This is a genomic window from Cutibacterium sp. (assembly GCF_030525615.1).
GTDB lineage: Bacteria > Actinomycetota > Actinomycetes > Propionibacteriales > Propionibacteriaceae > Cutibacterium.
Window position 1 is genome coordinate 1 of sequence record NZ_JAUNEJ010000008.1, and the last position, 15,212, is coordinate 15,212.

At 60.3% G+C, this 15,212-nt stretch carries 13 protein-coding genes and 1 pseudogene; 7 read left to right on the top strand and 7 right to left on the bottom strand.

Annotated features, from left to right (window positions below; translation table 11 throughout):
* A pseudogene (locus tag Q4B98_RS10650) lies at positions 1–587 on the bottom strand (hypothetical protein); the annotation flags it as partial.
* Between the two features lie 546 nt (positions 588–1,133).
* On the opposite strand from Q4B98_RS10650, the gene Q4B98_RS09860 reads away from it, so the two are divergent.
* On the top strand, positions 1,134–1,937 hold the full coding sequence (locus Q4B98_RS09860) for a hydroxymethylpyrimidine/phosphomethylpyrimidine kinase (RefSeq protein ID WP_303197141.1): 804 nt from the start codon (positions 1,134–1,136) through the stop codon (positions 1,935–1,937).
* Between the two features lie 119 nt (positions 1,938–2,056).
* Here Q4B98_RS09860 and Q4B98_RS09865 read toward each other — a convergent pair whose 3' ends face one another.
* On the bottom strand, positions 2,057–2,791 hold the full coding sequence (locus tag Q4B98_RS09865) for an SDR family oxidoreductase (protein ID WP_303197144.1): 735 nt from the start codon (positions 2,789–2,791) through the stop codon (positions 2,057–2,059).
* Between the two features lie 188 nt (positions 2,792–2,979).
* Here Q4B98_RS09865 and Q4B98_RS09870 point away from each other — a divergent pair, with 188 nt between their 5' ends.
* The gene (locus Q4B98_RS09870) at positions 2,980–3,399 is read left to right on the top strand and encodes a hypothetical protein (protein WP_303197145.1); all 420 of its coding nucleotides are present in this window, start codon (positions 2,980–2,982) and stop codon (positions 3,397–3,399) included.
* Between the two features lie 34 nt (positions 3,400–3,433).
* On the opposite strand, the gene Q4B98_RS09875 is transcribed toward Q4B98_RS09870, so the two are convergent.
* From Q4B98_RS09875 to Q4B98_RS09885, 3 genes are read right to left on the bottom strand one after another with little or no spacing between them, the layout of a single operon-like run.
* On the bottom strand, positions 3,434–4,075 hold the full coding sequence (locus tag Q4B98_RS09875) for a nucleoside triphosphate pyrophosphatase (protein WP_303197147.1): 642 nt from the start codon (positions 4,073–4,075) through the stop codon (positions 3,434–3,436).
* 1 nt (position 4,076) lies between these two features.
* Complete coding sequence (locus Q4B98_RS09880; RefSeq protein WP_303197148.1) at positions 4,077–4,304, bottom strand: acyl-CoA carboxylase subunit epsilon; 228 nt, start codon at positions 4,302–4,304, stop codon at positions 4,077–4,079.
* The gene (locus Q4B98_RS09885; RefSeq protein ID WP_303197150.1) at positions 4,301–5,875 is read right to left on the bottom strand and encodes an acyl-CoA carboxylase subunit beta; all 1,575 of its coding nucleotides are present in this window, start codon (positions 5,873–5,875) and stop codon (positions 4,301–4,303) included. Before Q4B98_RS09885 ends, Q4B98_RS09880 begins: the two co-directional genes overlap by 4 nt.
* A gap of 626 nt (positions 5,876–6,501) precedes the next feature.
* On the opposite strand from Q4B98_RS09885, the gene Q4B98_RS09890 reads away from it, so the two are divergent.
* Together Q4B98_RS09890 and Q4B98_RS09895 are read left to right on the top strand one after the other, a co-directional pair.
* Positions 6,502–7,341 (top strand): biotin--[acetyl-CoA-carboxylase] ligase, encoded by an 840-nt coding sequence (locus Q4B98_RS09890; protein ID WP_303197151.1) that lies wholly within the window; start codon positions 6,502–6,504, stop codon positions 7,339–7,341.
* A 48-nt stretch (positions 7,342–7,389) separates the two neighbouring features.
* The gene (locus Q4B98_RS09895) at positions 7,390–8,106 is read left to right on the top strand and encodes a peptidase E (protein WP_303197152.1); all 717 of its coding nucleotides are present in this window, start codon (positions 7,390–7,392) and stop codon (positions 8,104–8,106) included.
* An 18-nt stretch (positions 8,107–8,124) separates the two neighbouring features.
* On the opposite strand, the gene Q4B98_RS09900 is transcribed toward Q4B98_RS09895, so the two are convergent.
* Positions 8,125–8,670, bottom strand: a complete 546-nt coding sequence (locus tag Q4B98_RS09900; RefSeq protein WP_303197153.1) for a PH domain-containing protein — start codon at positions 8,668–8,670, stop codon at positions 8,125–8,127.
* A 143-nt stretch (positions 8,671–8,813) separates the two neighbouring features.
* Here Q4B98_RS09900 and Q4B98_RS09905 point away from each other — a divergent pair, with 143 nt between their 5' ends.
* From Q4B98_RS09905 to purE, 3 genes are all read left to right on the top strand, one after another.
* On the top strand, positions 8,814–9,971 hold the full coding sequence (locus Q4B98_RS09905) for a multidrug effflux MFS transporter (RefSeq protein ID WP_303197154.1): 1,158 nt from the start codon (positions 8,814–8,816) through the stop codon (positions 9,969–9,971).
* Between the two features lie 317 nt (positions 9,972–10,288).
* The gene (locus tag Q4B98_RS09910) at positions 10,289–11,461 is read left to right on the top strand and encodes a 5-(carboxyamino)imidazole ribonucleotide synthase (protein WP_303197157.1); all 1,173 of its coding nucleotides are present in this window, start codon (positions 10,289–10,291) and stop codon (positions 11,459–11,461) included.
* Positions 11,454–12,044 carry a 5-(carboxyamino)imidazole ribonucleotide mutase gene (gene purE / locus Q4B98_RS09915; protein WP_303197158.1) on the top strand — a complete coding sequence of 197 codons (591 nt, stop codon included), beginning with the start codon at positions 11,454–11,456 and terminating at the stop codon, positions 12,042–12,044. The genes Q4B98_RS09910 and purE overlap by 8 nt, the downstream gene beginning before the upstream one ends.
* 79 nt (positions 12,045–12,123) lie before the next feature.
* Here purE and Q4B98_RS09920 read toward each other — a convergent pair whose 3' ends face one another.
* On the bottom strand, positions 12,124–15,066 hold the full coding sequence (locus tag Q4B98_RS09920) for a glycoside hydrolase family 2 TIM barrel-domain containing protein (RefSeq protein ID WP_303197159.1): 2,943 nt from the start codon (positions 15,064–15,066) through the stop codon (positions 12,124–12,126).
* Positions 15,067–15,212: the final 146 nt, after the last annotated feature.

The window sequence follows — 15,212 nt, forward strand, 5'->3', positions numbered from 1 at the left end:
GGCGTGATCGCCGCACACACCCTTGGCCAGGACCTTGCCGTTGGCGTCGGTGAGGGTCTCCACGCAGTAATAGGTGCCAGCCTGGTTGACAGTCACCTTCGGGGAGGCCACTTCAAGGGCGTTGGTGTAGGTACCGGCAGGAACCGCAACCGGCTTCGTCGTGGCCACCGGAGCAGTACACACATTGGCCACATCACCCTTACGGAACACCTGGAACGTCACCTGAGCACCCTCAGGAACCGTCCCCGTCACCCGGGCAACATCACCAAACTCGGCACCCACCTCAGCCGACTTATCAGCAACCGTCGTCACCTTCACCGGTTTACATTTGTGGGGTGTAGCACCGTTAAATCAGCGAAGACAACCCCTCCGCCAGAGAGGGGGTATCCAGTGAAATAATAAACGCCGGTGCCTGTCGTATCTTGGACGTAGTCTGGAAGTTTATCGTAAAAAGGAGCTTTATAGCTCACATGCAGTGATGCCGACGCGGCGTCTCGTGCCTTCACGTGAATTTCGTCGGCGTGAGCATTTTGCGGCTGAGTCAAAAGTGCGCCACCCGCAATTAGTGCGCCAGTTAGTCCTCCGATGGTTAAAACCTTAGAGTGGCTAACTTTACGTCTGGCGGTTGATTTGCGCCGTCTTCTTAATCTTGGAAATGCAACCATAAATGGCTCCCTATGTAGCTTAAAGCGACATGAGTTAAGGTCTTTGTTCCGATATGTTCAGATGTGAACAGCTTCACAACAAAGCCCCGAAGGGAAGGTGCTCGTACCATGTGACGGTGTCAACTGGCCTATACGGGTGCTATAAGACGTGGGTTGAGCGCCTCATCCTACGTAAGGCGACCGGTTTCTTTGCTGCGCAGAGTAGGTCAGCGGGAGCAGCCAGCAACTTCAGGCGTGGTATCCAGCGGGTGAGGCGAAGCGTCAGGCGCCAAGCATGATAAGTGAGAAGAGGTCTGCGGCTTTGGAAGGTAAGCCAGAGTGCGTCGCGGACCGGGCGATAGCAGCTGAATAGTCTTGCAGAATTGCTCGGGTAAGAAGTTCGTGAATTTTGAAGGGCGCGAGGACGATCGCCGGGGACTCTTGCGCTGAAGCGCACGCGTTGGCCCCGGACGGTTTAAACTGGCAGACGTGACGAAGATTGCGCTTGCTATTGCGGGGTCGGAGGCTTCCGGTGGCGCCGGAGCCCAGACTGATCTCAAAACATTTCACCAACTCGGGGTCTTTGGATGCACGTCCTTGACCTGTATCGTCTCTTTTGATCCCCGCAATGACTGGGCGCACCGATTCGTGCCGGTGGACCCTCAGGTCATCCACGATCAGATTGAGGCGACTCTCGCCGTCCACGAGCACATCGACGCTGTGAAAATCGGTATGCTTGGCACCCCGACGACGATTGGCGTTGTCGCCGAAGCGCTGGAAAGTTATCAGTTCCCCAATGTGGTCGTTGATCCTGTCCTGATTTGTAAGGGCCAGGAGCCGGGCGCAGCTCTGGATACCGACAACGCCTTGCGTGAGAAGGTCCTTCCGCACGCCGATGTCGTGACTCCGAACCTCTTCGAGACACAGACCCTTGCGGGGGTCAATGAGATTACCTCGATCCAGGCCCTCAAAGATGCTGCCAAGAAGATTGGTGACCAGGGAGTTCCCGTCGTTATTGCCAAGGCCGGAACCCTGTTAGACACCGGTACTGCGTTAGACGTTTACTACGACGGCCATGACTGCGAGGTCCTGGAGGTTCCTGCAGTTGGACAGGAGCGTGTCTCTGGTGCCGGTTGCACCCTAGCGGCTGCGATTACTGCGGAGATCGCCAAGGGAGCGAACCCGCTGGACGCAGCCCGCACTGCTAAACAGGTCGTCGTGTCAGCCATCGAGAACCGGATGCATGGCGGTGCCCCCTTTGACTGTGTGTACCAGGGTAATTACCAAGCCTGATAATTTCTGACGGCCCCGGCGGGTATCCGCAGAAAACGGATACCCGCAAAAGCGTGATGGCAAATCCACCTTGCCAGGTTTTGCAGTGCCAGTTTTTCCGCGCTGAATCTGAGAAGGCGTCAGCGTCGAAAGACTGGGCGCACCGACAGTTCCTCAATCATTGCCTCAGAGCTGGCTTCTAAGGCTGCGCGCACGGTAGCCGCGACGGATTCCGGGCGTAAATGCTCGGAAGCGTTGTAAGGTCTTCCCGCCTGGGCCTGAATCTCCGCCTGCATATCGGTGTTGACACGACCCGGATGGATAGACGTCACCCGAACTTGTCCCCGTTCCTCCTCGCGCAGAGCGTGAGTCAGAGCGCGTAAAGCGTATTTCGACGCTGCGTAAATTCCCCCGCTGGCAGGAGTCCGCAAGAATCCCGATCCGGAATTTATCATGACGATATCGCCGTGGCTTGCCCTCAGCAGAGGAAGGACCATACGAGTGAGGTCGGCGACCGCGATGACGTTGATTTCCAGCACCCGGCGCCATTCTTCCCGAGTTTGGGTTGCAATCTCACCAGGAGACGCAGCATTCACTCCGGCGCTGTTGACGAGGACGTCAAGGCTGTCCACTTGGGAGACGGCCGCTGCAGTGGACTCCTCGTCAGACAGATCTGCGAGGAAGGGGGAAGCGTCAGGCAATTCTGAGACCACCTTCTCGACGGCCTCCCTGTGACGTCCTCCCACGATGATGTGGTGATCTCGACCGAGTTCCTCGGCGATAGCCCTCCCGATGCCGCGCGTCGCTCCGGTCACAAGAACCTTCTTGGCGCTGTGGTCAGTGTGTGAGGTTTCCAATGTCTCGGAGATAGCCATGGCACTACCGTACGTTCTGCACCAGCCAGCACCACCTGGGGGTGCTGCAGAGGTACCGAAACACGAATGCCAACAGTCTCGTCCGCATGGAGGCACGGCCAGCGACGAGGCCGGATTCGTGACGCGATGAGACATGCCTGACTCCGCGTGCAGAGCCATAAGACGAAATCAGCGATAACATCGCCGGCATGAAAGCCAGAGCAGCGGTCGCAGTAGTGGCGCTGCTCGTGGTGGCAGGATGTGCCCCCTCGCATGAGGGAGCCGTCCCGACTCCGGCTACCGGTTCAGCTACCCCAGCGCCTGCCGGGGCGGAGACCTTGGCGAGCTTGGGTTTCCAATATGGACCACAGAATTTCCGTGTGCCCCGAAATCTGACCACTACCCTGCGCGTCGATCACGTCAACAACATCACCCTGCTTATTGAGCCTGACGCGTCGGGAAAGGTACATGACTTCTTGGCTGCGAATCTGGAGGCGTCAGGATTCATGGTGACCGGTGACGCCAATGGGTCCTTGACGTTTGTGTCCAACCGTCCCGACACCAAAGGGTGGGCGGGGGCGTTCACAACCTCCGACGAGGCCGCCGGATTGACCTTACGACACAGCTGACCAGGACATTGCTGATATTAAGGTCAGAATTGGCCTAGTTCAGATGTCCGTTCCTGGGAACGTTCCACAGCGAAGACCACTCGACGTCGAGGTCCATGAGCATTTGCCGTAGCAAAGGAAGGGAAATCCCGGTGACATTGTGGGGATCGCCGTTAATGCGGGTGATGAAGGCACCGCCCAAACCGTCGATGGTGAATGCGCCTGCCACCTTCGCAGGTTCACCGCTTTTAACGTAGGCGTCAATCTCAGCGTCGGTGAGGTCCGCGAAGGTGATGACAGTCTGTCCAACCCGGGTCTGCTCGCGTATCTGCCCGTCGGTTATGACCGCAACGTGATGGCCGCTCACCAGCACTCCCTGATGGCCGCGCATTCGTAGCCACCACTGCCGGGCACGCTCAGCAGTGTGGGGTTTGCCGAGAATACGTCCGTCAAGGTCGAGAACGGAATCGCAGGCCACCACGATCGTCTGATCGGCGGGGTGGTCCTCTAGAGCCCCAGAGTCGATGACCGAGTGAGCCTTGAGACGGCACAGCCGGGCCGTCATGGTAACGGCATTTTCGCCGGTCAGGCGGGTTTCGTCGGCTCCCGACGCGATGACGACGGGTTCGATACCGGCGGAGCGCAACATACGCAACCGGGCCGGGGACTTCGACGCGAGAACGAAGCAGGTCGTCATGTCAGTAACGTCGCAGAGACCCTCGCCAGGCCGCCTGGCCAGGCATGAAGGGTTCACGGATGGTGCGCCAATAGGACTTCCAGCCGAAGGCGATCGGTCGGTCCTCCGGAACGTAGGCGTTCGGTCCAGGACGGGTGAGTTCGGCCAACACTGCGACGAGTGCACCAAGCTCCTCGTCGGTGAGATTCCCCTTCGTGATCGTGATCGCGTCCCTCGTGTCCTCACTCATAGTGGTATGTTCCCGTGCTTTTTGGGAGGCAGGGCTTCACGCTTGGTGCGCAGCAGACGCAAGGTACGGATGACCGACGCGCGCGTCTCATGCGGGTGGATAACCTGGTCAATCCAGCCACGCTCAGCCGCTTGGTACGGGTTCGACAGGGTCGTCTCGTACTCGTCGATGAGTTCCTTGCGCTTGGCCTCCGGGTCGGGATCGGTGGCTAGAACCCGCCGGTGCAGAATACTGACAGCCCCCTCGGCACCCATGACGGCTATCTGGGCGGTCGGCCAGGCGAGGTTGACGTCGGCCCCTAAGCTCTTGGACCCCATGACGATGTAAGCACCCCCGTATGCCTTGCGGGTAACGACAGTCAGCAGCGGCACGGTGGCCTCGGCGTACGCGTAGATGAGCTTGGCACCACGACGGATGATGCCATCATGCTCCTGCTCGACGCCAGGCAGGAAACCAGGAGTATCGACGAAAGTGAGCACCGGGATGTTGAAAGAGTCGCAGGTACGCACGAACCGCGCGGCCTTCTCAGAAGCGTTGATATCGAGAGTGCCAGCGTTGAGCATTGGTTGATTGGCGACGATTCCAATGACGCGACCCTCAATGCGACCAAATCCGCAGATGACGTTCGGGGCGAAAAGCTCGTGGATTTCCAGGAAGGTGTCCTCGTCAAGCACGGTCGTGATGACCTCATGCATGTCGTACGGGTGATTTGCAGAGTCCGGGATAAGGGTGTCGAGTTTGCGGTCGTGGTCGGTGATCGTTAGATCGGCCTCGCCGTCATCGTAGAACGGCGGATCTTCCAGGTTGTTTTGCGGCAGATAGCTGACGAGGTCGCGGACAAATTCCAGGGCGTCCTCCTCGTCATTGGCCAAGTAGTGGGAGTTGCCCGACTTTGTGGAATGAGTGCGAGCACCGCCCAGTTCTTCCAAAGAGACGTCCTCGCCGGTGACCTGCTTGACGACGGCAGGTCCCGTGATGAACATCTGGGAGGTCTGATCGACCATGACAATGAAATCGGTTAGGGCGGGGGAGTAGACGTGTCCGCCAGCTGCGGCGCCCATGATGATGGAGATTTGGGGAATGACGCCCGAGGCCCTCGTGTTACGGCGGAAAATGTCGCCAAAACGAGCTAGAGACGCCACACCCTCCTGGATACGGGCACCGCCGCCCTCATTGATCCCGATGAGAGGACACCCTGTCTTGACCGCGAAATCAATGATCTTGCAGATCTTCTCGCCGTAGACCTCACCCAAGGACCCGCCAAAGATCGTGACGTCCTGGCTGAACACACAGACCGGACGCCCATGGATTGCACCGACACCCGTGATGACGCCGTCGGTATAGGGACGCTTGTGTTCCATACCGAAGTTCGTTGAGCGATGGCGAGCGAACTCGTCGAGCTCAGTGAATGAGTCCTCGTCAAGCAGCCGCAAGATGCGCTCCCGAGCGGTCATCTTTCCGGCGGCGTGCTGCTTTTCGATGGCCGAGGGGGATGCGGCATTGACGGCCTCGTCGATCCTCCGACCGAGGTCGGCGATCTTTCCTGCCGTGGTGTGGATGTCGATCTCCATATACCGAGACTATCCGTCACGGCCACCAAACGTGGCATTCGACCGGTTTCCGGGAGAGATTGCCGCTTTTCGGAGCACAGTCGTGACGAGTTCTCGGATTTGCCACAACATCACTGCGATGGTGATCGGCTGGTTTCGGTCGGGCTAGGGCGGAGGTGGCGTGCAGCACGACTGAGATGATGGCCAGGGGCGAGTGCGATACCGATGACAAGGAGATAAAGGTCATGGGAGACCGCCGCGTTCGTCGCCGCACCTGTGCACACGGGTGCGGCTAGGGAAGTGTTGCTGAAGGCTGCGGTGTTGAGACCGAGGCGAGTTTTCGGCTGCCACTGCGGCCAGGAGCAGACTCGCCATACCGGTCGTTATGGACGTGACGATGGCACCCAACTGGGTTTCGGGAAGCGGCCCGATGAGTGCCAGGCAGATCAGGCACGTCGGAAAGGCGACAGCCAAAACCCTGCGGGTTCGACCGTAAAACCTTCGCATGGTGACTCCGGTCATGGTCTTTCACAGCCGTGGTTGTCGGTGCGTCGAGCGATTGATGACTCGTCCGACAAAGTTCAGCCCAACAACGGGGAGGTTCCGGTCTATCCGTATGCGGCAGTACTTATGGATAATCTGGAAGAGTGCCGTCCACACCTGCCCCCGTTGTTGAACACGTCGTCGAACTTGCCGGAAATACCATGTTCACCGGGCCGCGTGGCGCAGGGGTGACCTACGTTGAGTCCACCGGCTCGACCAACGCTGACATGGCGGCTTTCGTCCGCTCCGGGGGAACGTCGTTCCGTGTGCTGATTGCTGGCCATCAAGACGGCGGACGTGGCCGTTTCGCACGTCGGTGGCAGGACACCCCCGGAACAAATCTGGCCGTATCTGTCTTGGTGCCCAATAATCGTCCTGGTCGGGACTGGGGTTGGCTTTCGATGGTGGCAGGGCTCGCCGTCGCCAAGGTCATTGAAGAAGTCGGCGGGGCGGACCGTTCCCGAGTGACGTTGAAATGGCCCAATGACGTGCTGGTGGATCTGGGGACTGACCACGGCGGCAAAGTGTGCGGGATCTTGTCGGAGCGAGTCGACGGACCGGCTGGTCCCCACGCGGTCATCGGTATCGGGATCAACGTGTCGATGGGAGTCGACGAGTTACCCGTTCCGACGGCGACGTCCTTGGCGTTGTGTGGGTTGAGCCACGACAAAGATGAGCTGTTGGCCAGTCTGCTGGTTCACCTGGATGACTTGTTGACGGTGTGGCTGGAGACCGGGACCGTGCGAGATCAGTACGTGGAACGGTGCGACACCATCGGCGCCCCCGTTCGTATCACCTTTGACACCGAAGTCGTCGGCGGAGGTGACGCGGCCGTTGAAGGTGTGGGAGTCGACGTTGATGATGACGGGGCCATCGTGGTGGAAAACTCGGAAGGTCGGCGCAGCTTCTACGCGGGGGATGTTAACCACCTGCGAATCAGGTGAATTCCCCCGCAACTCCGGGAACGTCTCCGACCGCCTAGACTGGCCAGCATGACGACCCACATCCTGGCCCTTGGTGGCGGCGGCTTCTCAATGTCGAACCGGGGTGAACCCACCGCCCTGGACCGTCACATCCTTGACCTGTCTGGAAAATCTTCGCCCTTGGTGTGTTTTGCCCCCACCGCAGCAGCTGATGACCCGGTCTACGTCAACCGTTTCCTGGCCGCCTACTCGGCACTCGGCGTGCGGACCATGGTGCTGACCTTGTGGCAGGGCGCTGCGGAGTCGGTGGAGCGTCTTTCCCAAGCCGACATCATTGTGTCGGGTGCTGGTTCGGCGGCCAACCTTATGGCGCTGTGGCGTATGCACGGTGTCGATCACGTCATCCGCCAGATGACCTCCTCAGAGGATGACGTCGTGCTTGCCGGGATTGCCGCCGGCGCGTCGTGCTGGTTTTCCGGTTGCGTCACCGACTCTTTCGGCGACTTGCGTGCATGGCGTGGCGGCATGGGCCTGCTCGACGGATCGTTCTGCCCTCACTTCGACGGTGAGTCCGAGCGTGCTCCGATTTACGCCCAGGCGGTGGCTAATGGCGTGCTTTCTGCTGGGTATGCGGTTGACGATGGGGCGGCCATCCATTTCATCGACGGCGAGTTCTCCGACGCCGTGGCTGAGCGCAGGGAGGCCACGGTCTCGAGGCTTTCGGCATCCGAAGAGCCGACGTCTTCTGGGATTCTGCGTGAGGAGCTCGACGTCACGGTGCTGTGATTTCGTGGTGTGGTGATTTCATGGTGCGGTGACTCCCCACTGCCGCTGCTGGTAACCGTCGGGGGGTTCGGGGCCTTCGTCATATCGCCTGTGCGCCAGGTCCGTAAAGAGATCTGTAACGCGACGGGCACCTGGGACGTCGTTGAGGACCATCCGGTCTGATGGGGTGGTGAGGATGAGTTTGCCGCAGCCCATTATCCGATCGAATACGCTTGCCTGCCAGGACACGTCTACCAGGCTGTCAAGCATGATGTCATGGCCTCGTCTGACGATGACGCCATGACGCAACCTGACGCGTCGGTTGGTGATCGTCATCGTCGTGGTAAACCACACCAGCCACGGCAGAATGGTGCCGAAGATGATGAGTCCGGCAGCGACGATCGCAACCATCGGCCAATACTGTGTACGGATGTCGACCGTCATGAGTCCGAGCAAGGCAGCGGCTCCGACGACTGCCACGAACCCGGCGATGACAGGCCAGAACAGCGCCTTCGCGTGACGGTGGCAGTGGACCAGCACCGTTTCGTCACGATTGCGCCGCAAGGCCTGTCCGACTCGTACCATGTCTCCAGTATGGACGACTCCCGAATGCCACCGACTTACGTGTAGTCGGGCCTCAGGCATAAAGTACGCATGAATCCCATGCCCTTCGTGGCGGGTGGTCTGAGTTCAGAAAGTCCTACTGAGTGTCTACATCAACCTCGAGAGTGTCCGCTTCCCTTCTTGTTGCGCTGGCCTTGTTGTCGGCTGCGGCTCCGTTGGGAACGGACATGTATCTGCCGACCTTCGTTCAGATGGCTCAGGACCTGTCCACGAACCGGGCGACGGTCCAGCTCACCCTGACGGCGTTCATGATCGGTATGGCCGTCGGACAGCTGTTCATTGGCCCGCTCTCGGACGCCCGGGGACGCCGGTCGGTTCTCGTCGTGGGGGCTGTCATCTTCTTCCTGACGTCAGTTGCCGCCATTATGGCGACCAGCGTCTGGGTTCTTATCATCATCCGGCTTCTTATGGGTGCTGCCGGTGGCACCGGGGTGGTGTGCTCGCGAGCCGTTATTTCTGACATGGAGACCGGGGCGGCAGCAGCGCGAGCGTTTTCGATCATGATGGCTATTCAAGGGTTGTCCCCGATCATCGCTCCGGTCGTCGGCGGTTTGCTCGGGCCCCGCATTGGGTGGCGAGGTATTTTCGCGGTGATTGCCGGTTTTAACCTCCTCATGTTCCTGGCGGCGGTCTTCGTCGTCCCGGAGTCCTTACCTAAAGAGAGGCGATCCAGCGGTGGCCTGGCGGCGTTGTGGCGTGGGGTCGTCACAGCTTGTCGGCGGCGGGTCTTCATCGGATACACCCTGGTCTTTGCGATCTGCTTCGGCGTCCTTTTCGCTTACATCTCGGCCTCGCCCTATGTCTTGCAGCAGCAGTTCGGGTTGTCGCCCAAGCTCTACGCGTTGGCGTTTGCGATCAACTCGATGATGATTGCCGTCGCCTCGGTCGTGAACGTTCGGTTGGTACGACATTTCCATCCCCGGAACATCCTGCGCACGGCTCTTGGTGTTATTGGCGCAACAACGATCGTCCTGCTTTTCAATGGCCTCTTCGGGCCGTGGCTGTGGCTAACCCTGCCGATGCTCGCCATGACTGTCTTTGGTGTCGGCCTGGTCCTCGGTAACGCAACGGCCTTGGGCACGGGTGAGGTTCGTGATGTCGCCGGTGCTGGTTCGGGAGTTATGGGAGCTATCCAGTTCCTCGTAGGCGGTTTGGTGTCGCCTCTGGTCGGGATGGGTTCCAGCCCGGCCATGTCGATGGGCCTCGTGATGTTTAGTTGCGCTGTCTTGACTATGGCGTCCTTGGTTTTGACACGGTCCTGACGTCCCCTCTCGCGGTATCCGGTACCTGGGTGGGCCAACGTCCGTGGAGAATCCGAAAAGATCGCTTCGTGCTGCCTGTCCAGATGGCAAAAGCCGTTCATTCTTCCTTCCCTGCCACGGGTGATCGCTGGTACCCCGAATTGATCGCTGGTACCCCCCGAAAATCTCCGACACGAATCTCCCTGTATTGCAGACCGCACTGAGACGCCCTCGTTCAAAGCCGATGTAACGGAATTCCCCGGCCCGATCGGGGAATCCATCGGTGGAAGGCCGGGGAGAACGGCTGTTATGCCGCTTTGTGCGCGTCAGTCGTTACGATGAAGGCTGTGACTTCTTACACGATTGGAATCATCGGCGGCGGGCAGCTCGCTCGCATGATGCACCAGGCTGCGATCGGATTGGGGGTGCGTACCCGTCTACTGGCCTCCGACCCGGACGAGTCTGCAGCCCAGGTGATGTCTGACGTGGTCGTGGGATCCCATCTCGACCACGACGCCGTGATGAAGTTCGCCGCTGGGTGTGACGCCGTCACCTTCGATCATGAGCATGTGCCTACTGCCTTCGTCGAAGAGATGGAACAAGCCGGGTACGCCGTTCGCCCCGGCTCGGCGGCGATGGTCCACGCTCAGGACAAGGTCGTCATGCGCGAGTTCATGGAGAAGGAAGGATTCCCAAATCCAACATGGAAGGTTTGCGACACCCCCGATGATCTCGTTGCATTCGGCGAGGACCACGGGTGGCCCGTCATCGCCAAGACGTCTCGTGGCGGATACGACGGCAAGGGAGTATTCAAAATCGACGGACCCGACGGGGTGAATGAGCCGTTTGAGGCCGCTGGAGGTCTGGCTGATGGCAAACAGCCGATCCGGATCCTTGCCGAAGAGTTCGTGGATTTCAGGCGTGAACTCTCTGCCGTTGTGGTCCGCTCCCCATCGGGTCAGGGAGCCGCCTACCCCGTCACCGAGACCATTCAGCGTCACGGAGTGTGTGCTGAGACCATCAGCCCAGCACCGGAGATGTCCTCGGATCGCCAGGTTGAGCTGCAGAGCATGGCGCTGGACATCGCCGGGCGCCTCGGCGTGGTCGGTGTCCTCGCTGTTGAGCTGATGGAGCGTGAGGATGGTTCCGTGGTCGTCAACGAGCTGGCGACTCGTCCCCACAACACCGCCCACTGGACCATTGATGGGGCTGAGACGAGCCAGTTTGAGAACCACATGCGAGCTGTGCTGAACCTGCCTCTCGGCTCGCCGGCCTTGACGGCCCCTGTGGTCGTTATGGCCAATGTGCTCGGCGGGTCTGAAGAGGACCTGACCGGAGCCTTACAACATTGTTTCGCTCGTGACTCGCAACTGCGCGTCGAACTGTACGGGAAATCCGTGCGTCCCGGCCGTAAGCTCGGTCACGTCACCTGCCTCGGAGACGACGTTGAAACGACTCGTCGTCGGGCACGTCATGCCGCTGCTTACCTTATGGGAGACCACGATGCCTGAGACCATATCCAACAACCGCAAGCCGCGTCGCGGCAAGAAGGTCGAGACAGTGACCGGGGGCGCACGCCGCCGGGCTAGCGAGGTCTCGGGGCCGCAGGTATCGATCATCATGGGGTCGGACTCTGACTGGCCGACGATGGAGCCAGCTGCTCAGGTACTCACCGACTTTAACGTGGGCTTTGAGGCTGACGTTGTTTCGGCCCACCGAATGCCGGAGGACATGGTTGAGTTCGGCCGTGACGCCCACGAGCGCGGTATCAAGGTCATCATCGCCGGAGCCGGTGGCGCTGCCCATCTGCCGGGAATGGTCGCCGCGCTGACACCATTGCCGGTTATCGGCGTACCCGTCCCGCTGGCTCACCTTGATGGCATGGATTCCTTGCTGTCTATCGTCCAGATGCCAGGTGGAGTGCCGGTGGCGACAGTTGGCGTCGGTAATGCCAAGAACGCCGGTCTACTGGCCGTCAGGATCCTTGCCGCATCGAACCGTGAGCTGCGTGACGCCATGGTCAAGTACCAGACCGAGCTGCACGACATGGCAGCGGCCAAGGGCGAGAAAGTGCGCACCCACTCCCGCCCCTGAACGAGTCACGAACGAGTCACGTCACGATGGCCTTGGACCAGCATGGTCCGAGGCCATCGTGCTGCGCAGCGGCCTTTGTTCAGACCAACGAGAAGGTCAGTGACAGATCAGTGGGGCGGGCATACAACCGATGAGACCTCATCGGCACCGGGCCGCAGGAGGTTGATCCGAGCGGTGCCGAGATGGCGTCAAGGGTCAGCCAGATGTGGCCGTCCGGCTCCAGATCCCAGGTGTGAGCGGCGTGGAATAAGGCCTTTGACGTCCATGGTCGGGCCGCGAATGCCGGCCAGGTGCCGTCAGAACTAACGCGTATGCCACCGTTGGGACCGGTGATCGTCAGTTCATGGATCCCCTGACGAAGACCGTTCTCCTGGGGCATGACGTAAGGAGTCTGGAGGTTTTCCACGTCGGCTTCCCAGCGGCCCCAGGTGGCGGCTCGCTGAGAGTCGGGATAGTTCTCGGTTGGGCCGAGTCCAAACCAGGAAACGTTGGTCCACTCGGCGGGCAGCCCCATCGTCACGCCAATTCGACCGAGCATTGTCGGCCAGTGTCCGTGCGGTTCGACGTGGAGGTTGAGGTGGATTCCTTCGGAGCCGTCATCGGTAGCTCGCCACGTCCACGTTGTCGTCATGGAATTGCGGGCGGCCGCGGCGGCACTGCGAGTGACAACGACGAGATCATCACCGGTGTCCTGCACCGAGATCGTGGTGTGGACAAGCCGGTCGAGACCAGCGGCCAGCGCCGGGCCGCCAATGGCAGTTCGGGCCAGGTTGCTGGCGCGATCGTTGTCGATCAGGGCACGAAAGAGGTCGAGGACCGGGGGAACGATCCCCATGTCACCCAACTTCACGAGATAACCACGACGGTCAAAGCGCGCCGGTCCGAGAGCCCAGCCGTGATCGGTGCGACGAGGCCGAGACGATGCCGGAAGAGATGGACGGTAAAGGGGTTCGGGTACCAGCAGCCCCGACGCCCGCGCCACCACGTGACCCGCCGGAGCCCAGATGGTGTCCTCGATCAGTCTGGCCTCCACGACGATCACCATCCGGTCGGAGATCTCGTCGGGAATCGGCACGCCTGTGGTTCGGGCCTGGTGGGCTGGCAGCGGGCCAATGCCTAGCACGCCGTGGTCGATGACCTGGCCGTCATCGCTCAGGCGCCAGACAAATTCGAGGTCGGACAGGTCGGCGAAATCACGGCGGTTGATGATGGTGATTCCGGCACCATCACGCAAACAAGACCCATCGACCTCGATACGCACTGCCCCTATCGTCGCGGCGAACTCAAGCAGACCTGGCGAGGGAGTGCGATCGGCCATGACGAGGCCGTCGCAGACGAAGTTCGAATCATGCAGCACCTCGCCGAAGTCGCCGCCATAAGCGTAGCCGTGACCAGTGTCTATGCCATGATCGATCCATTCCCAGACGAATCCGCCATGCATACGGTCCCGGTGGAAGTGTGGGTCGAAGCAGCGTTCCTCGTAGTCGGTGAGTTCACCGGGACCATTGCCCATGGCGTGGGCGAATTCACACATGAAGAAGGGCAGCCCGAGCACCCGACCCGTCTGCGGAGCCGGTTCAGCTCCAGGCATGACCGTGCGGTCACGTACGGCTTCGACCCATTCCATAGTCGGATACATTTTTGTCCACACGTCGGAGATGTCATGGGCGTGGTCGGCCTCGTAATGGGTGAACCGAGACGGGTCGCGCTGCTTCACCCACTCGTTCATGAGCCGGATACCCTCGCCGCAGGAGGACTCGTTGCCCATCGACCAACCGATGATGGAAGGATGGTTCTTGTCCCGTTCAACGGTGCGCTGAATACGGTTAAGCAGACAGTCGTACCAGCGTTCGTCACTGGCAGGGTTGCCCTCCCATCCGCCCCACTCAAAACCGTGGGTTTCCAGGTCGCACTCCAGCAGTACCCACACGCCATACTCATCGCACAGGTCGAGGAAACGGGCATTCGGCGGGTAGTGAGAGGTTCGGACCGCATTGACGCCGTGGCGTTTCATGAGTTCGAGGTCAGCGCGCATGGTCGCTTCGTCAAGGGTGCGACCGGTGTGCGGGTCCCACTCGTGGCGGTTGACTCCTCGGAAAACGATCTTTCTGCCATTGACAGTGATGACATCCCCGTCGATGGTGACGGTGCGGAACCCGATTCGCAGCCTCACGGTTTCGGAATCGGTCGAGACGGTGGCGTCGTACAGTTTCGGCGTCTCAGCAGTCCACGGTTTGGCGTCGGGAATAGTCACCTCGGTATTACAGGTCGTGGTGACGTCGAGTTCTGGAATGGCGACGACGGCACCCTTGGGTCCGTCGATAGTGAGTTCAGCAACGCCGTCGTGCCACGAGGCATGGACGAAGAGATCGTCGATCCCATCGCGCGGGCGTGCCAGCAGAGTGACCTCGCGGAAGATCCCCGACATCCGCCACATGTCCTGGTCCTCCAGAAAAGTGCCGTCGGACCATTGGCTGACAGCTACCGCCAGCACGTTACGACCGGGGCGAATCTGTGTTGTGACATCGAATTCGCTTGTCAGACGCGAACCCTTGGTCCAGCCTAGTTCGACCCCGTTGAGCCACACCCGGGCAAAGGAATCGACCCCTTCGAAGCGCAACAGCACCCGCTGCGCACTGGTGAACCTCTCGCTGACGTCAAAGGTGCGGCGGTAGCACCCGGTCGGGTTCACATCAGGAACCACGATGACTTCGTCGGGTGCCGGCACCGGAATGGGGTAGTTGACGTTGAGGTAGGCAGGCCGTCCGAAAGGGGCTTCACCTGCCGGGTCGGTCATTTGCCACATCGACGGAACAGCGAGGTCGACGAAGTCGGCGTCATCAAACTCCGGGTCAAAGAATCCCTCCGGTACGTAGCAGGGAGACTCTACAAGCTGAAAACGCCATGTTCCCGACAGGTCGAGGCTGGGAGCGTCGGTATGAAGGTGAGCACGTGGGGCTATGGGTCCTTGCCATGGGACGAGGTTCGTCAGGGCGTCGTCCATGACGGCTTTGGCAACCATGGAAACCACCTTAGATCGTCTCGGTGGACATGTGTCTATGAGGGTCGGTGGCGAGTCATGGCTGTGGGGATTACCGGAAAACCGACGCTGCCGACCAAACGGGGTTCTCGGGCGCTTTTCCGATGAGTACAGGCGCTTGTCGGCGA

Bases quoted from the DNA above. Each gene is read 5' to 3' on its own strand.
- Q4B98_RS09920 (WP_303197159.1), bottom strand. From the start codon at position 15,066: ATGGTTGCCAAAGCCGTCATGGACGACGCCCTGACGAACCTCGTCCCA.
- Q4B98_RS09880 (WP_303197148.1), bottom strand. From the start codon at position 4,304: ATGAGTGAGGACACGAGGGACGCGATCACGATCACGAAGGGGAATCTC.
- Q4B98_RS09885 (WP_303197150.1), bottom strand. From the start codon at position 5,875: ATGGAGATCGACATCCACACCACGGCAGGAAAGATCGCCGACCTCGGT.
- purE (WP_303197158.1), top strand. From the start codon at position 11,454: ATGCCTGAGACCATATCCAACAACCGCAAGCCGCGTCGCGGCAAGAAG.
- Q4B98_RS09865 (WP_303197144.1), bottom strand. From the start codon at position 2,791: ATGGCTATCTCCGAGACATTGGAAACCTCACACACTGACCACAGCGCC.
- Q4B98_RS09895 (WP_303197152.1), top strand. From the start codon at position 7,390: ATGACGACCCACATCCTGGCCCTTGGTGGCGGCGGCTTCTCAATGTCG.
- Q4B98_RS09900 (WP_303197153.1), bottom strand. From the start codon at position 8,670: ATGGTACGAGTCGGACAGGCCTTGCGGCGCAATCGTGACGAAACGGTG.
- Q4B98_RS09875 (WP_303197147.1), bottom strand. From the start codon at position 4,075: ATGACGACCTGCTTCGTTCTCGCGTCGAAGTCCCCGGCCCGGTTGCGT.
- Q4B98_RS09910 (WP_303197157.1), top strand. From the start codon at position 10,289: ATGAAGGCTGTGACTTCTTACACGATTGGAATCATCGGCGGCGGGCAG.
- Q4B98_RS09870 (WP_303197145.1), top strand. From the start codon at position 2,980: ATGAAAGCCAGAGCAGCGGTCGCAGTAGTGGCGCTGCTCGTGGTGGCA.